Raw genomic sequence first — 19,786 nt, forward strand, 5'->3', positions numbered from 1 at the left:
ACATGAAAAAAGCATCAAGATTTATGCCTAAATACAAGTCCAAAAAGGCAAGTAAAGTTACGTTATTTTCTTTTCTAACAGCGGTGCTAGCCCTCCTTATTTACCTGCCTATGTATTTTTTAGCTTTAGTTGGTTTAGGAATATTGACCATAATTTGGGGTACTATTGAACAGCCCAAAATTGACAGGCATTTCCAACGACTATGTAACAGCCGCAAAGGATTATCTATTTGTGAATTTGCCCAGGAGTTTGATCGCAAAATTGTAGACACATGGATAATCAGAGCCGTGTATGAACAACTACAAGCGGCACTTCCCACCAAACAACTGGTCCCAATTCAAGCGTCAGATGAACTCTTTAATACTCTAAAACTAGATGAAGATGATCTCGATCTGGACTTAATAGAGGAAATCGCACAAAGAACCGGGCGGACCCTTGAGGACTATCAAAGCAACCCCTATTACGGCAAGGTAACAACGGCCCGGAATCTGGTGCTGTTTTTTAATTACCAGGCCCGTGGCGAGGCAACCTGACAGGCCGAAAGAGGTTTTGTACTACGAGGCAAAACTACCGTGTATGTCATCTCCATAGCCCCCAGCTTTAAATCTCGCCAATAGCCCCCAATAAACAGCCGACACCGCAAAACGATTGCAAACAAGATACACTTTTCAAAACAGCGGCAAACAAAAAGGAAGACGGCAGTTTCATAAGTCTCTTCCAGTCCGGTAGTTCAAAGGGAGGATTGTATTTATGGCTCTACTTAAAACTCTACACACCAGCTTAATCTCAGTCTTTTTGCTGCTTACCCCGGCAATATCTGCGCAGGCGGAAACCTTTGCCACCGACGACGAGCGCAACACCATGCAGGTGTTCAATTTTGCCAGCCCGTCGGTGGTCTATGTCACCAATGAGACTCTGGTACGGGATCGCAGGACCCTGCGCTTGCACTCGGTTCCCAAAGGCGCAGGCAGTGGATTTATTTGGGACACGCAGGGCCATATTGTCACCAATTTCCACGTTATCGAGGGTGCACGGCAAGTCACTATCACTTTGCAGGATCGCAGTGAGTGGCCGGCCGAGCTGGTGGGATCTGCGCCGGAAAAAGATCTGGCCGTTCTGAAAATTGACGCTCCCAGGGAGTTGCTAAAACCGCTGGTTGTGGGCACTTCCAGCAATCTCGCGGTAGGCCGCAAAGTACTGGCTATCGGCAATCCGTTCGGCCTGGATACCACTCTCACCACCGGTGTGGTCAGCGCCCTGGGCCGGGAAATTGAAGCCGCCAACAACCGCACCATTCGCAATGTTATCCAAACTGATGCGGCTATTAATCCAGGCAACTCCGGCGGCCCGTTGCTGGATTCCCAGGCGCGTTTAATCGGGGTTAACACCGCAATTTACAGCCCCAGTGGCGCCAGTGTCGGTATTGGTTTTGCGATTCCAGTGGATACTGTCAAAAAAATTGTGCCGGAACTGATCAATCACGGCCGCCTGGTGCGCCCGATTATTGGTATCGAATCCGCCCCGGATCAGTGGAGTAGCCGCTACGGCTTTGAGGGGGTTGCCGTATTGCGTACCGCTCCCGGGCTTCCCGCAGAGAAAGCCGGCTTGCGCGGTATCCATCGCACCCGGGGTGGAGGCTGGGAATTGGGCGATGTGATTGTAGAAATAGAACAGCAGCCGATTCGCAGCTACGACGATCTGCTCAATGCCCTGGAAAAACACAGTGCCGGTGACGAAATCACTATCGGCATACTGCGTGACGGGACAATTCGTTACACGTCCATTAGACTCGCGGCACCCGAATAAGCAGGCGCTTGCGCCCTGAACAAGAATTAGGCCGGGAGCCGATAATCTATGCAGAAGTACTTCCTGTGTCGCTATGACGAGTTAAGCGAAGGACAATCCAAAGGTTTCTCCCTCGGAGACACTGCCGCCGGCACTGACAATGTGTTTGCTGTGATGAAGGATGGCGAGGTCTACGCCTACAAGAACACCTGCCCTCACCGGGGCATCAATCTGGACTGGCAGGAAGACCAGTTCCTCGATCCCGATGGCGCACTTATTCAGTGCGCCTCCCACGGCGCGCTATTCCTGATTGAATCTGGGGAGTGTATCGCCGGGCCCTGTACTGGTGATGCCCTGACGCCAGTACCCGTGGAATATGCACAGGATGGTCTCTACGCATTACTGGCCGACTGACAGCTCCCTGCCTTTCCCTCACGGGAGAAAAGGCAGGGCCTCCACCAGCTCGACGCCTTCAGCACCGAGCTTCGCGCGGTATGCGAGCACTTGCACACCAGCACCAATAGCGGAATCCAGAGCCTCAGCATAAGCGAGGTCAATTTCCCGCGCCACCTGCACCGTCTCGATACCGCTGTGTTGGACGCAGTAAAAAAGTACCGCCCGCACACCGCTATCAGCCAGCTTTTGCAATTCGCGCAGGTGCTTGGCGCCCCGGGCACTTACCGCATCGGGGAAGTAACCCTGCGCCCCATCTGCCAGGGTCACATTTTTCACTTCTACGTAGCAGTCCCCATCGGCACCGGACAACAACAGATCGATACGGCTGTTTTCCTCTCCGTAGCGCACTTCCCTGCGCAGGGATTCATAGCCCTGTAACTCGCTGACTACGCCGGACAGAATGGCTTCTTCAACCAGAGCATTGGCGCGGCCTGTGTTCACCCCCGCCAGGGCTCCATCTGGGGTCGTACAAATTTCCAGAGTGTGGCGATACTTGCGCTTGGGGTTGCCAGAATCGGAGTACCAGCAGTCTCCCCCCTCCACCCAACAATTCTTCATAGACCCCGTATTTGGGCAGTGGATGGTAAACACGTCGCCACTGGCAGATTCCACATCGGCGAGAAAGCGCTTGTATCGGCGCAAAAGTGTTGCCTTTTGCAACGGGGGGGTAAATTTCACGGGCTGGACCATTTGGCTGTAATTTCAGGCGCCACAAAATAGCAGACAACTATTTGTGGCGCGAATCGCGCAGATTTGATAGCTTCCTCGCTCTCGGTCGCCAGGGGTATCGGTACCGAGAACAGGATTAGCCTGACACCGCAGCGAATTTCATAGGTGAAAAAAGCATCACTTAGAAAGATTCCGGTCTAGGCTAGATTGAATTTGGTGGTATCGCCCCCATAAAGGGGGGCCCGTATAGAAAGAGAGGCAACGACTATGCCCAAAACTGCTGCGAGCACCGAATCTCTGCACGGCTTTGAGCCCTACAAGGAGACGCAGGGCGAAGAGTACATGAATGAGAAGCAGCAGGAGCATTTCCGCAACTTGCTGTTGGCCTGGAAGGCCGAGCTGATGGCGGAAGTGGACCGCACCGTTTCCCACATGAAAGACGAGGCCGCAAACTTCCCCGATCCCGCAGACCGCGCCAGCCAGGAAGAAGAATTTAGCCTGGAATTGCGCACCCGCGATCGCGAGCGCAAGCTGATCAAGAAGATCGATGCCACCCTGGAGCTTATCGACCAGGATGACTACGGTTTCTGCGAAGCCTGTGGTGTTGATATCGGCATTCGCCGCCTGGAAGCCCGTCCAACCGCCACTCTGTGCGTAGACTGCAAAACCCTCGCGGAAATCAAGGAACGGCAGATCTCCGGCTGATCCACAACCGATAGCGGCACGGCGTTCGCTTGCGATCGCCCTGCTCGGAGGGGGCGATCAATGTATCGCCCCTATTCATTTTGAACAGCACAACTCCCTATATTGGTCGCTTCGCACCCTCCCCGAGTGGACCGCTCCACTTCGGCTCACTGGTGTGCGCCGTCGGCAGCTACCTCGACGCCCTCGCCCATGGCGGACACTGGCTCCTGCGCATGGAAGACCTCGACCCTCCCCGGGAAGAGCCCGGCGCGGCAACCCGCATCCTGAAATCCCTGGAAGCCCACGGACTGCACTGGCACGGCCCCGTCGAATGGCAGAGCAAGCGCTACGCACTCTACGAGGAAACCCTGTCCACACTGCGCCAACGGCAACTGATTTACCCCTGCGACTGCTCACGCAGCCAGATTAAGAAAAATGGTGGACATGCGAACGACTTCTGTCGCCTTAAATACGATGTGAGCGAACCCTCAGCGCTGCGATTGCAATGCGCAGGCGGCGAGGAAGGCTTTGTGGATATTTGGCACGGAGAGCAACGGCAGCTAATCCGCGAAGACACCATTCTCAAGCGCCGCGACGGCCTATATGCCTACCAACTGGCAGTCGTAGTCGACGATATCGACCAACAGATCAATCAGGTGGTGCGCGGCTCAGACCTACTGGATACCACCGGTGCACAACAGCGCCTGTTTAAAATCCTCGGCGCCACTCCACCCCAGTTCGGCCATCTGCCGTTGGTGATGGGCCCTGACGACAGGCAAAAACTCAGCAAGCAAAATCACGCGCCGGCTATCGACGACAACATGGCTTCCGATAACCTGTGTAAGGCTTTGCAGTTCCTCGGCTTCAAATTACCAAACAGTGCCCTTACAGAACCCCCCGAGCATATTCTCAAGTGGGCCACCGCCCGCTGGCGCCGCCACCAGATAGATAGGCGCAACCGCCAATTGCACTGATTCCAAGCTGCACTTACCATTTCCGCGCCAGCCGCCCTTAGGGGGCCGGCTGATAGCCCGCGTTGACGATTACACAGGGATGACTTCTCATCGGTACAGTGCGCGGACAACAAATTTCTCTAGCGGGTTTTCAAGGCGATCTATGAGTAACCGCACACTATTAATTCTGCTGGTGCTGGTGGGTTATGTATTCTCCCCCACCATCTTTACCTGGATGATCAATCCCGTCGGCGCCTGGTACCGGCCTTTTATCCTCTGGTTCGTGCTGATCCTACTGGCGATTTTTATCCAGTGGAGGCGCAAATCGAATGAGCTTTGATATTGCCCACATTGCCCTGGTGGGAGTGGCCTATATCGCCACCCTGTTTTTTGTCGCCTTCGCCACCTCCAAGGGCTGGCTACCTTCCCGCTGGGTGCGCCATCCATTGGTTTATGTGCTCTCCCTCGGCGTATCGTTATCGGCCTGGACCTTCTACGGTATCGTCGACCTGGCCTGGCAATATGGTTACGGGGTGCTCGCCTACTATCTGGGCACCGGCGCCATGTTCCTGTTTGCGCCGGTAGCCCTGGAACCACTGGCGCGCCTGGCACAGCGCTACCAGCTTTACTCCCCGGCAGATCTTCTGGTGTTCCGCTATCACAGCCGCCAGGCGGGGACTCTCGCCACCCTGTTTATGCTGTTGGCACTGCTCCCCCTGATCGCCCTGCAAATCCAGGCGGTATCTGAGACCCTGGCCCTTTTGTCGCGGGATAGTGTGGCTGCCCTGGCACTGCCAGACAGCGGTGTATCGAGCAAAAATTTAATCGCATTTTTCTACTGCGTGCTGCTGGCGGTATTCACCAGTATGTACGGCGCTACCCGCGAGCGTGGCGAGGGCCTGGCCAGTGCCATGGCCCTGGAGTCCCTGGTAAAACTGGTGGCCCTCACCGCTGTGGGCGGCTATGCCATTTACGGCGTCTTCGGTGGGTTTTCCGGCCTGGATGAGTGGCTGCTGGAGAACCCCGATATGCACCAGCTGCTCTACACCCCCATCAAGCAGGGCTCATCCCATACCCTGCTACTGGTGTTTATCGCCACTGCCGTGGCTATGCCACATATTTTTTACCTGAGTATTGCCGAGCGCCCCACCGGACAGGCAATGCGCACCGCCAGTTGGGGCTTCCCCCTGTTCCTGCTGCTGATGGCCCTGCCCATCTTCCCCATCATGTGGGCAGGCTTTGCCCTGGATGTGGCCGGCCCGGTGCAGTACTTCTCCCTGGCAGTTCCCCGCGCCAGTGGCTCAGCACTGCTCACCACCCTGGCCTTTATCGGCGGCCTGTCAGCAGCCACTGGCGCATTAATTATGATCACCTTGGCCCTCGCCACCATGGTGATGAACCACTGGCTGCTGCCCGGCACCCGCTGGCATTCTGAGGACAATATGTACCGGCAGCTGGTGTGGCTGCGCCGCGCGCTGATCGCCGCTCTATTTATTGCCGGCTTTGCCTTTTACCTGTTACTCAACAACCGACTCTCCCTGTCGGATCTGGCCCTGCTGGCATTTATCGGATCACTCCAATTTCTGCCTGGGATTTTTGCTGTAATCCACTGGCCGCGAGGCAATCGACGCGGATTTGTCGGTGGCCTGCTGGCGGGCATGTTACTTTGGGGGGGCGGCCTGTTAATTCCGTCAATTTTTGGGATTACCGGCATCACCCTGCCCGGCACCTCCCTCCAAATTCCCCTGGGAATGTCTATCTGGACACAGATCACCACCCTGTCATTGGGGGTCAATGTCCTGTTATTTGTCGGCCTATCTCTGTTCACCCGCACCAGCAGCCTGGAGCAGTACGCCGCTGACCTGTGTAGCGACGACACCATCGCCCAGGCTCTGCGCCTGGGACTGGATGTGGAATCCGCCGCAGATTTTCGCCTGCGCTTGGCTGAAAGCCTCGGGGCCGCTACGGCAAATAAAGAGGTTAAACGCGCCCTCGCCGCCCTCAACCTGCCGGATAACGAGCGCCGCCCCTACGCCCTGCGCCAACTGCGCAACAAGCTGGAGTCCAATCTCTCCGGCCTGCTGGGACGGGTTCTGGCGGTGCAAATTATCGATCGACACTTCCCGTTCAAGAACAGCGACCAGCCGGCGAACAAGGACATTCACCTGATCGAGACCCGATTGGGCCGCTATAAGCACCAGCTCACCGGCCTGGCCGCAGAACTCAACAACCTGCGCCTGTATCACCGCCAAATGCTGGAAGAGCTGCCGATGGCCGCTTGCTCCCTGGGGCGCGACGGAGAAGTCCTGTTGTGGAACTACGCCATGCAGGACCTCACCGGTATCAGTGCCAGCGAGGTAATCGGCTCAAAACTGGAATACTTGGCGGAACCCTGGCGCAGCCTGCTGGGGGAATTTGCCCTATCCACCGATGCCAGTCGCTTTAAGCAACAGGTGAGCCTCGAAGGCAACAGCCACTGGCTCAACCTGCACAAGGCGCGGCAAAAACGCAGCCGCAGCGATCGCTCCCGCGACGAGCGCGGCGATGCACAAATGTTGTTGCTGGAGGACATCACCGAAACCCAGGTACTGGAGCAGGAACTTATCCACAGCGAGCGCCTGGCCTCTGTGGGCCGCTTGGCCGCCGGCGTGGCCCACGAAGTGGGCAACCCAGTAACCGGGATCGCCTGCCTGGCGCAAAACCTCCAGTACGACTGTGACAACCCCGAAGTCCTGGATACTGCCGACCAGATCCTGAGCCAGACCCAGCGCATCAGTCGTATCGTCCACTCGCTAGTCAACTTCTCTCACAGTGGCAGCCAGGAAGACAGCGAGCGGGCCCCAGTGGACCTTTACGCTTGCGTACAGGAAGCGGTCAACCTGCTGTCCCTGCAGCGGGACAAGACCGAGGTCCAGTTTGAAAATCGGGTGCCCGAAGACCTGATCGCCCCCGGAGACAACCAGCGCCTGATCCAGGTGTTTATCAACCTGCTAAGCAATGCCCGCGATGCAAGCCCCGATGGTGGCCAGATTGTGATCGAGGGCTATCGCAAGAGCGGCAGCGCCTGTGTCTCTGTTACCGATAGTGGGCCGGGAATTTCAGCTCAGCACAGGGAGAGAATTCTGGAGCCTTTTTTCACCACGAAAGAGCCCGGCGAAGGTACGGGACTGGGACTGGCAATGGTTTACAGCATTGTCGAGGAGCACGGCGGCCAGCTGGAATTAGTCAGCCCCGCCAACCAGGAAACCGGCACTGGCGCCCGCTTTATTGTGCAACTGCCACTAGGCGACTGAGATGTCTGACCATCAATATCGATCATTATTTGTTCAAAAATAACCCGATTAACAGTTTTTGAGTTGCATCGAAACGGCGCCCGGGTAAAACTAGGCGCTTACTGAGCATTTTGTAACCAGGCGTAACATATGAGCCACATCCTCATCGTCGAAGATGAAGCCATTATCCGAACGGCGCTGCGCAAGCTTTTAGAGCGGCACCGCTACAAAATCAGTGAAGCGGGTTCGGTGAAGGAGGCGCTCAGCAAGTACCGTCTCAATGAAGTTGACCTGGTTATCTCCGACCTGCGCCTGCCTGGCGCACCGGGCACCGACTTGCTCAAACACGCCGGTGATGTGCCGGTGCTGATCATGACCAGCTATGCCAGCCTGCGCTCTGCAGTGGATTCCATGCGTATGGGCGCCGCAGACTATATCGCCAAACCCTTTGACCACGACGAAATGCTCGCAACCGTGCGCCGGGTCATTGGCAAAGCGGAGCAGAATCGCGCTCAACCGGTTAACGAAAAGGAAAACACCAGCACAATTGCCGGCATGATCGGCAGCAGCCCGGTGATGAGGGAGCTCTACGGTCGCATCCATAAGGTTGCTCCCACAGACGCTACCGTTCTGGTTCACGGCGAAACCGGAACTGGTAAGGAGCTGGTGGCCCGCGCTATCCACGAAGAGAGCCGCCGGGCCAACAAACCTTTGATCTCTGTTAACTGTGCTGCTATCCCCGATACGCTGATTGAATCGGAGCTGTTCGGCTACGAAAAAGGTGCCTTTACTGGTGCCCAGAGTTCCCGAGAGGGATTGGTAGCGGCAGCCGATGGGGGAACCCTGTTCCTCGACGAGATAGGCGAGCTGCCCCTCGAAGCACAGGCCCGCCTGCTGCGTGTACTGCAAGAGGGCGAAGTTCGCCCAATCGGCTCAATCGAATCCCGCAAAGTGGATGTGCGCCTGGTAACAGCCACCCACCGCAACCTGCGCCAGCTATCAGCGGAGCGAAAATTTCGCGAAGATCTCTACTACCGCATCAATGTAGTGCAAATGACGCTTGCGCCCTTGCGCGAGCGAGGCAGAGACGTCCTCGCACTGGCAGAGCACCTGTTGGAAAAGTTCTGCACCAAGATCGAGCGCCCCTTATTGCGCCTGTCACCGGAAGCCATCCAGGCTGTTACCACCTACACCTGGCCCGGTAACGTGCGCGAACTCGAGAACGCCATTCAGCGCGCTGTGATCCTAACGGATAAGAACAGCCGCGAGATCGACCACAAAACCCTGGATATCGATCTGGACCTGGTACCCATCGAAGAGGCCGACGGCATCCCGCGCCCTCGCAGTCTGCATACCGACCCCCGCGAGGACCTGTCCTTGGAAGACTACTTCGCCCGCTTCGTTATTGAGCACCAGGACACCATGAGTGAGACGGACCTGGCCAAGAAGCTCGGCGTCAGCCGCAAATGCCTGTGGGAGCGACGCCAAAAACTGGGTATCCCCCGCAAGAAGAGCCGCCGCAGCGCCACCGCAGAAGCGTAAAAACTAACACTATCCTCTGGGGGCTCCGCCCCCTGCTCCCATTCCTGACCCACTTGCCGCACTCCTCCGATCACTTTGTTACCCCACTCCCACAGGGGTTACCGACCAGAGTGTTACCCACACCCACCCAGAAGTAACAACTCTCGCACCTTCCGTAACGCAATAGCTCTTGGAAAAGTTCCGTCAAATTTCGTAAAGATTGTAAGCCATTGATTTATAAGAATTTTTAAAAGTTGGCATACTAAGTGCTTTACTCTTAGTACAAAAACTGAAAACAGCCAACAATAAAAATAAATGACTGTTACAAGCCCTATAACAACTAACAATAAGTGGGGCGAAACATAATAAAAATAATGGGGCGGCCGACAATAAAAGCAATGAGTGGCCAAAACCGCAAGAACAACAATAAACAATAACAATAAAACTCAAGAAGAATAAGAATAACAACAAGCGCGTTGCAAACTGACTGAACTGTACCTGGGAGAGGGTGTTTGCTTGAAAGCAAATTGAGAGCGCAAGGAAGCCGCTGCCTTCATACTGGTAATAATAATTCCCATATTTCTTTTCCCCCGAAATTACAGGCACCCGCATATTGCGGGCGCATTCCTTTGCGTGTGTTAGAATCGCGCCCGCGAGTCCCGATCTCTGAGGATAAACAGCCACTGAGGCTCCCTTTCCGGTCTCGCTTCTGGGTCAACCCAGGTATAGAGGCTCCAGCAGTGCCATCGTGAATCTCCCTAAGGGACCACCACTTACACAGGCCGCCAACCAATGCGTGGCCAAGCACAGCGGGGCTTTCCCGGCCATCCCTAAATGGCAGCAGTCAACATAGACAGCCGTATGCTCAACAACCTGATTAGTAGTATCAAACGCTGGCGCAAGCCAGCCAGTAAAGGCCCCAGGGTTATCGCCCGCAACGACCACAATATCTCGCGCCGGGAGATCAGCCGCGCGGCCTTAACGGTTATGAAGCGCCTGCAGGATGCCGGATACCAGGCGTATATCGTGGGTGGGGGCGTACGGGACCTGATGCTCGGCGGTCACCCCAAGGATTTCGATGTCGCCACCGATGCCACCCCGGAACAGGCCAAGGTGCTGTTTCGTGGCGCCCGCATCGTCGGTCGTCGCTTTCGCATTCTCCACGCTCGCATAGGCCGCGAGGTCATCGAAGTCACTACTTTCCGCGGCCACCACAGCGACGGTGAGGACCACGAGGCCAAACAGTCCGAGCACGGTATGCTCCTGCGGGACAATGTCTATGGCGACCTGGAAAGTGATGCCATGCGCCGGGATTTCACGGTCAACGCGCTCTACTACACCACCAAAGGTTTTGAAATCCACGACTACACCGGCGGTGTCGAGGATATTGAAAAGCGCCTGATTCGAATGATCGGCTCGCCTGAAGTCCGCTATAAGGAAGACCCTGTGCGTATGCTGCGCGCAGTGCGCTTCGCCGCCAAACTGAATTTCACTATTGAGGGCAAGACCGAAGCTCCCCTGCATGAATTGGCGCCTCTATTACGCAATATTGCCCCGGCACGCCTGTTCGATGAGATTCTCAAGCTGCTGATGAGTGGCCACGGCGAGCGCACCTTTGAGCTGCTGCGCCAGTACCAGCTCTGGCAACACCTCTTTCCGGATAATGCTGCACAGATTGAGGCCAACAGCGCAGCTCTGGTGCTGTCCCAGCAAGCCCTGCGCAATACCGACAAACGTATTCGTGCCGATATGCGTGTTACCCCAGCTTTCCTCTATGCCGCCCTGCTGTGGCCTGCGGTGAGCACCGAACAACAAAAGCTGATTGCCAAGGGCACCCCGCCAGCGCCGGCGCTGGCCCAGGCGGCACAAAAGATTACCAGTTCACAGCTGGCCCACACAGCTATCCCCAAGCGTTTCTCAATCCCCATGCGCGAAATCTGGGACCTGCAACAGCGACTGCCCCAGCGCGGTGGCAGTCGTGCCCAACGCCTGGCGGAGCACCCCCGTTTCCGCGCCGCCTACGACTTCCTGTTACTTCGGGAGGAGAGTGGTGAGATTGAAGCGGGCCTGGGCAAATGGTGGACCGATTTCCAACAGGCCGACGATGATCAGCGCCAGCAAATGGTGCGCAAGCTACAGCGCACAGGCAGTGGTGGGCGCCGCAACCGCAACTCTCGCGGCCGCCGCCGCAAGCCGAGAGCAGAACAATAATGGAAACCGTCTATATCGGCTTGGGCAGTAACCTGGCGGAACCCGGACAACAACTGCGCAGTGCCCTGTCAGCCATGGAACAAATCCCCAGTACAGAATTATTGGGGTATTCGAGCTTTTACCGAAGCGCTCCGATCGGCCCCGGCGACCAACCTGATTACATCAATGCTGTCGCAGCACTGAAAACAGCACTGTCCCCGCTGGCACTACTGGAGCAGCTCCAATCTATCGAGCTGTCCCACGGGCGCGAGCGCTCCATCCGCTGGGGCGCCCGCACCCTGGACCTGGATATCCTGTTGTTTGGCCAGTCTCAAATCGATGAGCCCCGCCTACAGGTCCCACACCCGCGCATGGCCGAGCGCAACTTCGTACTGCTACCCCTTTCTGAGTTGGCTCCCGCGATGGAACTGCCCGGATTGGGAACCTTGCCAGCACTCTTACAGGGCTGCCCGGATAACCGCCTGGAAAAGGTTTGATCGACTGAGGCTCCCCGACTACTCGACGGGCGGCCCTCTCAATAGTACTTTTGCGTTTGCAACTCATCAGGGAAGACCCCAGACAAAGAGGAGTCGCTCAAGTGGTTATCGAAAAACCCGAGACCAGCACAGCTGAATTCAACCTGTCTGATAAAAAACCGCCGAAGTTTATCGCGGTGGAAGGCAATATTGGTGTGGGCAAAACCACACTGGCAAAGAAGCTGGCCTCAACATTCAATTACGACACACTGTTGGAATTACCCGAAGAAAACCCTTTTTTGGAGCGTTTCTACCGGGACCCCAAAAATGCTGCACTGCCCACACAGCTGCACTTTCTCCTACAGCGATCACAACAGATCCAGGCGCTACGGCAGGACGATATCTTTGAGCCAGTGCGGGTATCGGACTTTTTAATCGAAAAGGACCAGCTGTTTGCTGAAGTCACACTGGATAAGGATGAGCTGCACCTGTACCAACAGGTATACAAGCACCTCACTTTAGAAGCCCCCAAACCGGACCTGGTGATCTATTTGCAAGCGCCCGTAGAGGTACTGCAGGCCAGAATCCGCAATCGAGGTATCCCGTCAGAGCAGGCAATAAGCCATGAGTACCTCGCCACCCTCAATAACGCCTACACCCGTTTTTTCCACTTTTACGATGAAGCGCCTCTACTCATCGTCAACACTGAAGAGATCGACATTGTCGATAGCTCAGAGGATTACCAACAGCTGGTCGAATATCTGTTCACGATTACCAGTGGCCGGCACTATTACAACCCAGGAAGTTAATCGTTATGTATGCACCCTCTGAATTAGAAAAGCTCGTAACCGTTCAAACCCTGCGAAAAATGAAAGCGAGTGGCGAGAAGTTTATTACCGTTGCTCTCTACGATGCCCCCATGGCTGCGATGGCGCAAAAGTCCGGGGTTGAGACGCTGCTTGTCGGTGATTCCCTGGGCATGACCGTGCTGGGTTACGACAGCACCGTGCCAGTGACCATGGAGCAAATGATTTACCATGTCGAGGCGGTAGCGCGCGGCAATAAGAAGTCCCTGATTATGGGGGATATGCCGTTTATGACTTACGCTACTTCGGAGCAGGCACTGACCAATGCCACCCGAATCATGCAGGCCGGCGCCCACATGGTGAAGATTGAGGGGGGCGCCTGGTTAGCCGACACTGTTAAGATCCTGACTGACCGGGGTATTCCCGTTTGCGCCCACCTGGGCCTAACGCCCCAGTCAGTGCACAAGCTGGGTGGCTATCGCGTTCAGGGGCGCGATGAGGAGCACGCCAAGCAAATTTTGGAAGACGCCCTGCTGCTCGACGAGGCCGGTGCCGACCTGTTGGTGTTGGAATGTGTACCCGCCGACCTGGCAAAGCGTATTACCGAATCCGTATCCATGCCCACCATCGGTATAGGTGCAGGTCGCGACTGCGATGCCCAGGTATTGGTCATCAACGACATTCTCGGCCTCACTGAAAAGCCACCTAAATTTTCCAAAAACTTCCTGGTGGAAGCCGAGGATATTCCCGGAGCCCTGCGCAAATACGCCGAGGACGTCAAGCTGGGCTCTTTCCCCGGCGAGGAACACATTTTTAAATAATACTCCCCTCATCCAGGAGCTTCTCTCCCGGAACTTTTCTGCGGCAGGTGTCCCTGCCGCTCTCAAGCGGTAAAACTATGACTTTCGACCAACTTATCCAGGATTGGCTTTCAGCTAAAGGTGCCTCTTCTGTGCCCGAAGGCTGGACCCAGGGGCGGGCCACATTTGGCGGCCTTGTAGCCGCGATGCTGTATGAGCAAATGGCTTCAGAACTGCCTTCTGACAGCAGCTTACGCTCTTTTACTACCTCATTCGTAGGCCCGGTTGCCCCGGGGGCGATTAACACCTGCGCAGATGTCCTTCGCGCAGGTCGCTCTGTCACCCAGGTGCAGGGGCACCTCGATCAGGATGGTGCCGTTATGCTGGCGGGCCTCGCCAGTTTTGGCCGGGGCAGGGAGTCATCAGTTCTCGCCAAAGGTCCCTCAGCACCGGATTACCCTACCCCGGATAAATGCCTGCCCCTGCCCTATATCGAAGGTGTAGTGCCGGAGTTCACACAGAAGTTCGATTACCGCATCGCTTGTGGGGGCCTCCCTTTCAGCGGCGCGAAAGAGAGAGTTTTAGGTGGGTGGGTACGATTTAAGGATGGCAGTGAAGGCCGTACCGGTATCAGCCACTTACTCGCACTGATCGATGCCTGGCCACCGGCGACACTCCCGATGATGAAGGAGCCGGCTCCCGCCAGCTCATTAACATGGACAGTGGAGTTTATGGAGCCACTTCCAGAGTGCACCGCTTCTGATTGGTGGCAATACGAGGCCGAAGTGGAACAGGCCGAGGATGGCTACGCAGTAATACAGGCCCGCTTGTGGGATGCCGATGGGCATTTAACCGCCCTGTCCCGCCAAATGGTCACTATCTTTGGTTAACCCGTACTCGTCGATCAACTACCTATCTACCTGCGCTCATTAATTGCTTTGGCTCCAAGGATGGAACCATTTAAGCGACTCTAAAGAATTTTGTATTTTTTCTGCGGTCTTCAGACTACCCTCAACAATATTTCCCGAGCCTGCTTAACCCGTCTAACAAACCAATTATTACCCTCAGTAGAATATAAAATTTTCGTGATTTTTATTATTTTTTTATGAAAAAAAATAATTCGCGCCGCTCTTACAGGAAAATAAAATAAAATAAACCTCCCTTACTCCAATTTGTAATCTACGCTATCCATCATCCCCACCTTCGAATAAAAGAGGCCGCCAGAGAAATGGCCTCAATTTTCGATCCCACTACAAAACAATCGGTAATAACAATTTTGGAGAGCAATAATGATAAAAAGAATATTTATTTCCCTCACACTTTTATTCAGCTATCCCGCTGCCGCTGCAGATTTTGAGGATGTATGGGATGCAATTACCTCATGCAACTGGTTTGAATTTATTGATGATGTCGATGATACCGGTTCAAAAGACCTGGATGGCTATGAATACGGTGATACTGAGTTTGCCGACGCCAGCTCAGGCAGCTTTGACATGATCGTCTACAACATGGATGGTTTCTTGGAGTGTATTGGCGGCAATAGCAAGTCTGAGTTCAAGCAAATTATTAACACTTTTGACAGCAACCCCAAAGACCTCTGGCTAATGCAGGAAGCCTGGAACAAAACCAAAGCCAATTATTTGGACGACGACGATAAGCTCGATAACAATACAGTTCCCTATCGCTCCAAACACTGGAAAGGCACTGGTACCAGCTTCGGCAATGGCCTGCTGACCTTCTCCAAGTTTCCGTTTGATCGCGATAACCGCGACGACGACGACTACACCTTTGCCACTTATGAAGAGGAAACTTTTGACAAGTGCGCCGGCAACGACTGTGATACCGAAAAAGGCTTTACGGTGGCAAAAGTTGAAGTGACCAAAAACTTCCATGTCCATGTGTATAACACCCATATGGATGCAGGGCGCCAAGACGATGATCTAAATGCCAAGGCCAAGCAACTCGACCAGATTGCTGACATGATTGTCGCCCATTCAAGCGATGCCACAGTTATCCTGGCCGGTGACTTCAATATGGCATTTGATGAAAATGATGACGACTGGCGGGGCGCCAACTACCAGGCCTGGAAGGATTTTTTTGCCAAGACCGGCGGCAAACATGCGTGCCAATATATGCTGTCTGGCAACGATACCAGCCTGGAAGCCTGTGCCGATGAGCTTCAGGATGATACCGATCATGTAGTCGTCATTAACAACAATCCCAATTACACTCTGGATGTAACCAACTACTACATTGGCTCTTCGGAGTACACAGGACTGAGCGATCACGATCCTGTATTTGTAGACTTCTCATGGGTTAAGCACTAAACAATAGACACAGCCTCTTCCGCAGGGGATCGGAAGGGGCTATTACAACTACTTTTCCAGTAAAAGTGGCTAACCAGGGCCGCAATTACTACCACCACTATAATTCCATTTATAGAGAAAGGTTTTTAACAAAGGTATAAAACGGGGGGTTGACGGCAAGAGGTCGCAGTGAACAGGATTAAAAATCTAGTTGTCGGAAGTGGTTCTGCGAGTATCGCAACTGTTAAAGTACTTCAAGATATTGATCAGACAGTTGAGGTCATTGATGTTGCATACGATCTCGAGAACGATACCAAGGGTTAGGTTAATGCCTTATCCAGAAAAGGCGTTGACCCTTGGACACAGGAGGAAGTGGATCAACTATTCCCTCCAGCGTTAGCGTCTCGCAAAGGCATTGAGAGAAGATTCATATTTGGATCTGACTTTCCTTATAGAGTTCCAGAACAACTCACCATTACAACAAAAAACTGTAAAACAGAATTCTCCCATGGCTATGGTGGACTTGGAAACGTATGGGGAGCAGCTGTTATGCCCTACAGTGAGCACCAACTACGCAAGTGGCCCATTTCCTTAAATGAACTAAAACCGTCCTACAAAAATATACTCCGCTATATGCCGATAAGCGCGGAAGCAGATAACCTCCAAAAAAAATACCCGCTTTTTACCGATAAGCCTGAAGCCTTAAAGAGAAATGCGCCGACGGATTTTTTACTAAAAAAATTGACGGAAATTGAACACCACCTTCAGAGAAACGGCATTGAATTTGGCAGGGCTCGACTGGCGGTAGATGCAAGCATGGGAGAGCAAGGATGCAGGTATTGTGGCCATTGCTTTGATGGCTGCCCATATCAATCCATCTTTAACCCTAGATACTTATTTGAAAATCTGCAGAAAAGTGGACTGACTATACATAAAGGATTTCTTGTACTGGAAGTACGAGAAATAGAGAATAATGTTGAAGTAATTGCAGTTGAGGTAAGTAATGGCCGGACAAGGAAGTTTACTGCTGAGAAAGTATTTCTAGCTGCTGGTCATTTTGCAACAACGTTGATTCTGGCAAGATCTCTAAACTTATTAAACTCACCCATCAACATTAAAAGTAGCCAGTTCTTTTTCTTTCCACCCTTCTTATACAAAGGGCACCGTTATGATATCAGTTTTACACTCGCAGATATTTTTATAGAGCTTATAAATCCCTATATAAGCTCAGAGCAAGTGCACCTACAGTTTTATAGCCGCAGTCAAATTATTGAGGAACAACTGAAGTCTTTACTACCCGCTTTTTTCCCAAAAAATATTGCTTTCGATCGCGTGCACATAATCCAGGGTTTTCTGTCCTCAGAGGATTCTGATTCAATAGAGCTAACTCTAACGGACAAGTATTCGGATGGCTCGAAAGTAGAAATAAGAGGGATTGAAAATACTAGCACCCACAAAGCAGTAAAAAGAACACAATCATTAATAATGACGCTCTCTGTTTAGGATTGGGGTAGTACCACCTTTCCTTATGAGCGTATTACCAACTGGAAAAAGCTTTCACCTTGGAGGCAGCTTCCCGATGGGAGGGAGCCACAAGATTTTATACTCAGATCTTTTAGGGCGACCGGCACACTTTAAGAAGTTTCATATTGTAGATTCTGCCAGTTTTCCAAACATTGCAGGCTCAACCATTGCCTATACGATAATGGCGAATGCAGATCGAATCGTTAGAACTATAGATTTTGCATAGCTTAACAGGTTGTTACAGCCACTTTTTCCAGTAAAATAAAGCGATCTGCCCTGCTAATGCAATTGTCAACATAATACAAAAAGCGATAAACCCCAGTGAGGATTGCCCCCAGGGAATACCGCCGACATTTATCCCAAACAATCCTGTGAGAAAACTCAGCGGCAGAAAAACCGCCGCCACCACCGACAGCACATACATACGGCTATTCAACTGATCCGAAGTGCGGCTCAATAATTCCTCCTGGGCGATTGCTGCGCGCTCTCGTACTGTATCGATATCATCAATATGGCGCTGCAATCGATCAATTACCTCACCCAAAAGGGCGTGGCTATGCTCATCAAACCAGGACAGGGATTCCTGCTGCAAACGTCCGAGCACTTCCCTCTGCAGGCACAAGTAACGTCGCAATACGATAGTTCTCTTGCGCAGACGAACCAATAAGGAAGAGAGTTCCGCCCCTCCCCTATCCAACAGCAGGTTTTCCAGGTCATCTATCTTTTCTTCGAAGTCTTCGGCCCGATCACACATACGCAGGACCAATAGATCTGCCAGTGACATCAAAAGAGCCGAAGTTCCACGGGGACCAAAGCCGTTGCGCAAGCGAGAAAGCAAATCATCCTCTGAAAGTAACTTCCGTCGGCCGGTACTAATAATACGATTTTCCTCAGCCCAAATACGGATAGCGATCATATCCTTTGCACGTGGTTTGGACTTTCGCTCAATACCGTACATAGCCAATATCAGTCCCTGATCCACAGTCATCACACTGGGGCGTACTGTCTTCGCAGACAGGGTCTCTATCGCCGTAGTTGTGAGCCCACTATCCTGTTGCAGCCACTCGGCGCTCTCAGTGCTGTCGTAGTCAAAATGCAACCAGAGAATTCCCTGGCTTGGTTGCCAGGATTTCACCTCCGCCCAGGAAAGCTCCCGACCCGAGCCTTTGCGATCAAGTAAGACTGCGTAGACCAGACCAGTTTCCATAAGCGCTCATATCACCTGATATTGATCGGAGCATCACTTTCTTTCTGCAATTTACTTGCTGAGATGGGCCATCTCCGCAGCATTCTGCTCCCAGTTTTGACCATCAAAAGGTTTTACTTCCAGGTCCCTTGGCCGCTTGTCGAAACAGCGCGCATTAAGACTATATCCATCGGGATTGGAGCGCGGCACGTAAAAAGACTTAACCCCACAGTGGCGGCAAAACAAATGCTTGGCCACCCCAGTATTAAAGGTATAACAATTCAGATATCCTTCCCCTGATTCCAACTCAAAGTTTTCAGCGGGAATAATGACGTGCAAAAAACCCACCTTCTCACACATGGAGCAATTGCACGCAAGGGCTACCAGTTTCTCCCCTGAGTTGCGCTCATGCCTGGCCCTATAGCGAACGGCACCACAGTGGCAGCCTCCGCGAAGTTCGGTATTGATTTTACTCACTTGATTTATTGTCCTTCACAAATAAAGGGCGGGCTGCCAGCAGAGAAAACAGTGAAAGTCCGAGTAACAGGTGGAACCAGTTCGTACGTGCCAACCCCAATACCCGGGGGGCGCCGGTGCCCACAAATAGCCCATCCATTGCAATTACTACGGCCCCCGCCCCCAGCAACAGCGGGCCCGGTGGCGACAGTCGACGCGGTGACATCAACTCCATCATTGCGACCCACAGCCACAGCAGAAGCCCCAGCGCCGAAAATGCCTCCGTTACTTCCTGTGGCGACAGCGTGCCACTTTCAGAGACTCCAATAGCAGAGGCCAGTACCAGCACTAATACCACGTAAGCAGGCCCCCGGGTACTTTGCCCAATACCGATCTCGAAACGCGCCCAAGCCAGGCCAATTCCAATCAGCAGAAGTGAACTAAACCCGGAAAGCTGCAAAAGGGCTAGATGTAATTGGGTTGCCCCGGGATCAATGCCATAGCGATAGGCACCGACAATCGCAGTGACAGCGATAAATAGAAGTCCCGCCATCACCAACAGTGCAGCAGATTGAAAACGAGCATTAGTAAGACGCCAGTACTGATTGGCAATCAGCAGTGCGGCAAGAGTGAGGAGAATGTCGATCAGCCAGAAGTTATCCAATGTTTTGCCCTTTTTTTCCAGAATTCTAATAGAAAACT

Annotated in this window: 19 protein-coding genes; 15 read left to right on the forward strand and 4 right to left on the reverse strand. The window is 53.4% G+C overall.

All coding sequences use genetic code 11. The features are described from left to right. Window positions 1–2: 2 nt before the first annotated feature. The 3 genes from BTJ40_RS17865 to BTJ40_RS17875 all read left to right on the forward strand — a co-directional run bounded on the left by BTJ40_RS17865 (window position 3) and on the right by BTJ40_RS17875 (window position 2,199). The gene (locus tag BTJ40_RS17865; protein ID WP_108734342.1) at window positions 3–533 is read left to right on the forward strand and encodes a hypothetical protein; all 531 of its coding nucleotides are present in this window, start codon (window positions 3–5) and stop codon (window positions 531–533) included. 217 nt (window positions 534–750) lie between these two features. After that, window positions 751–1,806: a S1C family serine protease gene (locus BTJ40_RS17870; protein WP_108734343.1), complete on the forward strand. Its 1,056-nt coding sequence runs from the start codon at window positions 751–753 to the stop codon at window positions 1,804–1,806. 48 nt (window positions 1,807–1,854) lie between these two features. Next, window positions 1,855–2,199, forward strand: a complete 345-nt coding sequence (locus BTJ40_RS17875; RefSeq protein ID WP_108734344.1) for a Rieske (2Fe-2S) protein — start codon at window positions 1,855–1,857, stop codon at window positions 2,197–2,199. 18 nt (window positions 2,200–2,217) lie between these two features. Here the strand turns inward: BTJ40_RS17875 and sfsA are convergent, their stop codons facing one another. Continuing rightward, window positions 2,218–2,931, reverse strand: a complete 714-nt coding sequence (gene sfsA, locus BTJ40_RS17880) for a DNA/RNA nuclease SfsA (protein ID WP_369974260.1) — start codon at window positions 2,929–2,931, stop codon at window positions 2,218–2,220. Window positions 2,932–3,177: 246 nt separating this feature from the next. Between sfsA and dksA the strand changes: the two genes are divergently transcribed. From dksA to BTJ40_RS17935, 12 genes are all read left to right on the forward strand, one after another. After that, on the forward strand, window positions 3,178–3,615 hold the full coding sequence (dksA, locus tag BTJ40_RS17885) for an RNA polymerase-binding protein DksA (RefSeq protein ID WP_108734345.1): 438 nt from the start codon (window positions 3,178–3,180) through the stop codon (window positions 3,613–3,615). 80 nt (window positions 3,616–3,695) lie between these two features. Next, window positions 3,696–4,568: a tRNA glutamyl-Q(34) synthetase GluQRS gene (gluQRS, locus tag BTJ40_RS17890; RefSeq protein ID WP_108734346.1), complete on the forward strand. Its 873-nt coding sequence runs from the start codon at window positions 3,696–3,698 to the stop codon at window positions 4,566–4,568. A 142-nt stretch (window positions 4,569–4,710) separates the two neighbouring features. Next, window positions 4,711–4,887: a hypothetical protein gene (locus tag BTJ40_RS22525; RefSeq protein WP_169337099.1), complete on the forward strand. Its 177-nt coding sequence runs from the start codon at window positions 4,711–4,713 to the stop codon at window positions 4,885–4,887. After that, complete coding sequence (locus BTJ40_RS17895) at window positions 4,877–7,840, forward strand: ATP-binding protein (RefSeq protein WP_108734347.1); 2,964 nt, start codon at window positions 4,877–4,879, stop codon at window positions 7,838–7,840. The genes BTJ40_RS22525 and BTJ40_RS17895 overlap by 11 nt, the downstream gene beginning before the upstream one ends. A gap of 129 nt (window positions 7,841–7,969) precedes the next feature. Then, window positions 7,970–9,361: a sigma-54 dependent transcriptional regulator gene (locus BTJ40_RS17900; protein WP_108734348.1), complete on the forward strand. Its 1,392-nt coding sequence runs from the start codon at window positions 7,970–7,972 to the stop codon at window positions 9,359–9,361. A gap of 813 nt (window positions 9,362–10,174) precedes the next feature. Then, the gene (gene pcnB, locus BTJ40_RS17905; RefSeq protein WP_369974261.1) at window positions 10,175–11,551 is read left to right on the forward strand and encodes a polynucleotide adenylyltransferase PcnB; all 1,377 of its coding nucleotides are present in this window, start codon (window positions 10,175–10,177) and stop codon (window positions 11,549–11,551) included. Continuing rightward, window positions 11,551–12,027, forward strand: a complete 477-nt coding sequence (gene folK, locus BTJ40_RS17910) for a 2-amino-4-hydroxy-6-hydroxymethyldihydropteridine diphosphokinase (RefSeq protein ID WP_108734349.1) — start codon at window positions 11,551–11,553, stop codon at window positions 12,025–12,027. The genes pcnB and folK overlap by 1 nt, the downstream gene beginning before the upstream one ends. 101 nt (window positions 12,028–12,128) lie before the next feature. Beyond that, on the forward strand, window positions 12,129–12,815 hold the full coding sequence (locus tag BTJ40_RS17915) for a deoxynucleoside kinase (protein WP_108734350.1): 687 nt from the start codon (window positions 12,129–12,131) through the stop codon (window positions 12,813–12,815). A 5-nt stretch (window positions 12,816–12,820) separates the two neighbouring features. Beyond that, window positions 12,821–13,633: a 3-methyl-2-oxobutanoate hydroxymethyltransferase gene (panB, locus tag BTJ40_RS17920; protein WP_108734351.1), complete on the forward strand. Its 813-nt coding sequence runs from the start codon at window positions 12,821–12,823 to the stop codon at window positions 13,631–13,633. A 77-nt stretch (window positions 13,634–13,710) separates the two neighbouring features. Then, window positions 13,711–14,502, forward strand: a complete 792-nt coding sequence (locus BTJ40_RS17925) for an acyl-CoA thioesterase II (RefSeq protein ID WP_108734352.1) — start codon at window positions 13,711–13,713, stop codon at window positions 14,500–14,502. Window positions 14,503–14,901: 399 nt separating this feature from the next. Continuing rightward, complete coding sequence (locus tag BTJ40_RS17930) at window positions 14,902–15,939, forward strand: endonuclease/exonuclease/phosphatase family protein (RefSeq protein WP_108734353.1); 1,038 nt, start codon at window positions 14,902–14,904, stop codon at window positions 15,937–15,939. 351 nt (window positions 15,940–16,290) lie between these two features. Then, on the forward strand, window positions 16,291–17,421 hold the full coding sequence (locus BTJ40_RS17935) for a hypothetical protein (protein ID WP_108734354.1): 1,131 nt from the start codon (window positions 16,291–16,293) through the stop codon (window positions 17,419–17,421). A 259-nt stretch (window positions 17,422–17,680) separates the two neighbouring features. On the opposite strand, the gene BTJ40_RS17940 is transcribed toward BTJ40_RS17935, so the two are convergent. From BTJ40_RS17940 to BTJ40_RS17950, 3 genes are read right to left on the reverse strand one after another with little or no spacing between them, the layout of a single operon-like run. Further along, a complete protein-coding gene (locus BTJ40_RS17940; RefSeq protein ID WP_108734355.1) occupies window positions 17,681–18,649 on the reverse strand; it encodes a zinc transporter ZntB in 969 nt (322 codons plus the stop codon). A 51-nt stretch (window positions 18,650–18,700) separates the two neighbouring features. Beyond that, the gene (locus tag BTJ40_RS17945) at window positions 18,701–19,105 is read right to left on the reverse strand and encodes a GFA family protein (protein WP_108734356.1); all 405 of its coding nucleotides are present in this window, start codon (window positions 19,103–19,105) and stop codon (window positions 18,701–18,703) included. Next, window positions 19,098–19,748 carry a hypothetical protein gene (locus BTJ40_RS17950; protein ID WP_108734357.1) on the reverse strand — a complete coding sequence of 217 codons (651 nt, stop codon included), beginning with the start codon at window positions 19,746–19,748 and terminating at the stop codon, window positions 19,098–19,100. The genes BTJ40_RS17945 and BTJ40_RS17950 overlap by 8 nt, the downstream gene beginning before the upstream one ends. Window positions 19,749–19,786 lie beyond the last annotated feature (38 nt).

The sequence above is a fragment of the Microbulbifer sp. A4B17 genome (genome assembly GCF_003076275.1).
Lineage (GTDB): Bacteria > Pseudomonadota > Gammaproteobacteria > Pseudomonadales > Cellvibrionaceae > Microbulbifer.

What these genes read in the sequence shown, in the direction of transcription:
- BTJ40_RS17865 (WP_108734342.1), top strand. Translation starts at nt 3, where the DNA reads ATGAAAAAAGCATCAAGATTTATGCCTAAATACAAGTCCAAAAAGGCA.
- BTJ40_RS17870 (WP_108734343.1), top strand. Translation starts at nt 751, where the DNA reads ATGGCTCTACTTAAAACTCTACACACCAGCTTAATCTCAGTCTTTTTG.
- BTJ40_RS17875 (WP_108734344.1), top strand. Translation starts at nt 1,855, where the DNA reads ATGCAGAAGTACTTCCTGTGTCGCTATGACGAGTTAAGCGAAGGACAA.
- sfsA (WP_369974260.1), bottom strand. Translation starts at nt 2,931, where the DNA reads ATGGTCCAGCCCGTGAAATTTACCCCCCCGTTGCAAAAGGCAACACTT.
- dksA (WP_108734345.1), top strand. Translation starts at nt 3,178, where the DNA reads ATGCCCAAAACTGCTGCGAGCACCGAATCTCTGCACGGCTTTGAGCCC.
- BTJ40_RS22525 (WP_169337099.1), top strand. Translation starts at nt 4,711, where the DNA reads ATGAGTAACCGCACACTATTAATTCTGCTGGTGCTGGTGGGTTATGTA.
- BTJ40_RS17895 (WP_108734347.1), top strand. Translation starts at nt 4,877, where the DNA reads ATGAGCTTTGATATTGCCCACATTGCCCTGGTGGGAGTGGCCTATATC.
- BTJ40_RS17900 (WP_108734348.1), top strand. Translation starts at nt 7,970, where the DNA reads ATGAGCCACATCCTCATCGTCGAAGATGAAGCCATTATCCGAACGGCG.
- pcnB (WP_369974261.1), top strand. Translation starts at nt 10,175, where the DNA reads ATGGCAGCAGTCAACATAGACAGCCGTATGCTCAACAACCTGATTAGT.
- folK (WP_108734349.1), top strand. Translation starts at nt 11,551, where the DNA reads ATGGAAACCGTCTATATCGGCTTGGGCAGTAACCTGGCGGAACCCGGA.
- panB (WP_108734351.1), top strand. Translation starts at nt 12,821, where the DNA reads ATGTATGCACCCTCTGAATTAGAAAAGCTCGTAACCGTTCAAACCCTG.
- BTJ40_RS17925 (WP_108734352.1), top strand. Translation starts at nt 13,711, where the DNA reads ATGACTTTCGACCAACTTATCCAGGATTGGCTTTCAGCTAAAGGTGCC.
- BTJ40_RS17930 (WP_108734353.1), top strand. Translation starts at nt 14,902, where the DNA reads ATGATAAAAAGAATATTTATTTCCCTCACACTTTTATTCAGCTATCCC.
- BTJ40_RS17940 (WP_108734355.1), bottom strand. Translation starts at nt 18,649, where the DNA reads ATGGAAACTGGTCTGGTCTACGCAGTCTTACTTGATCGCAAAGGCTCG.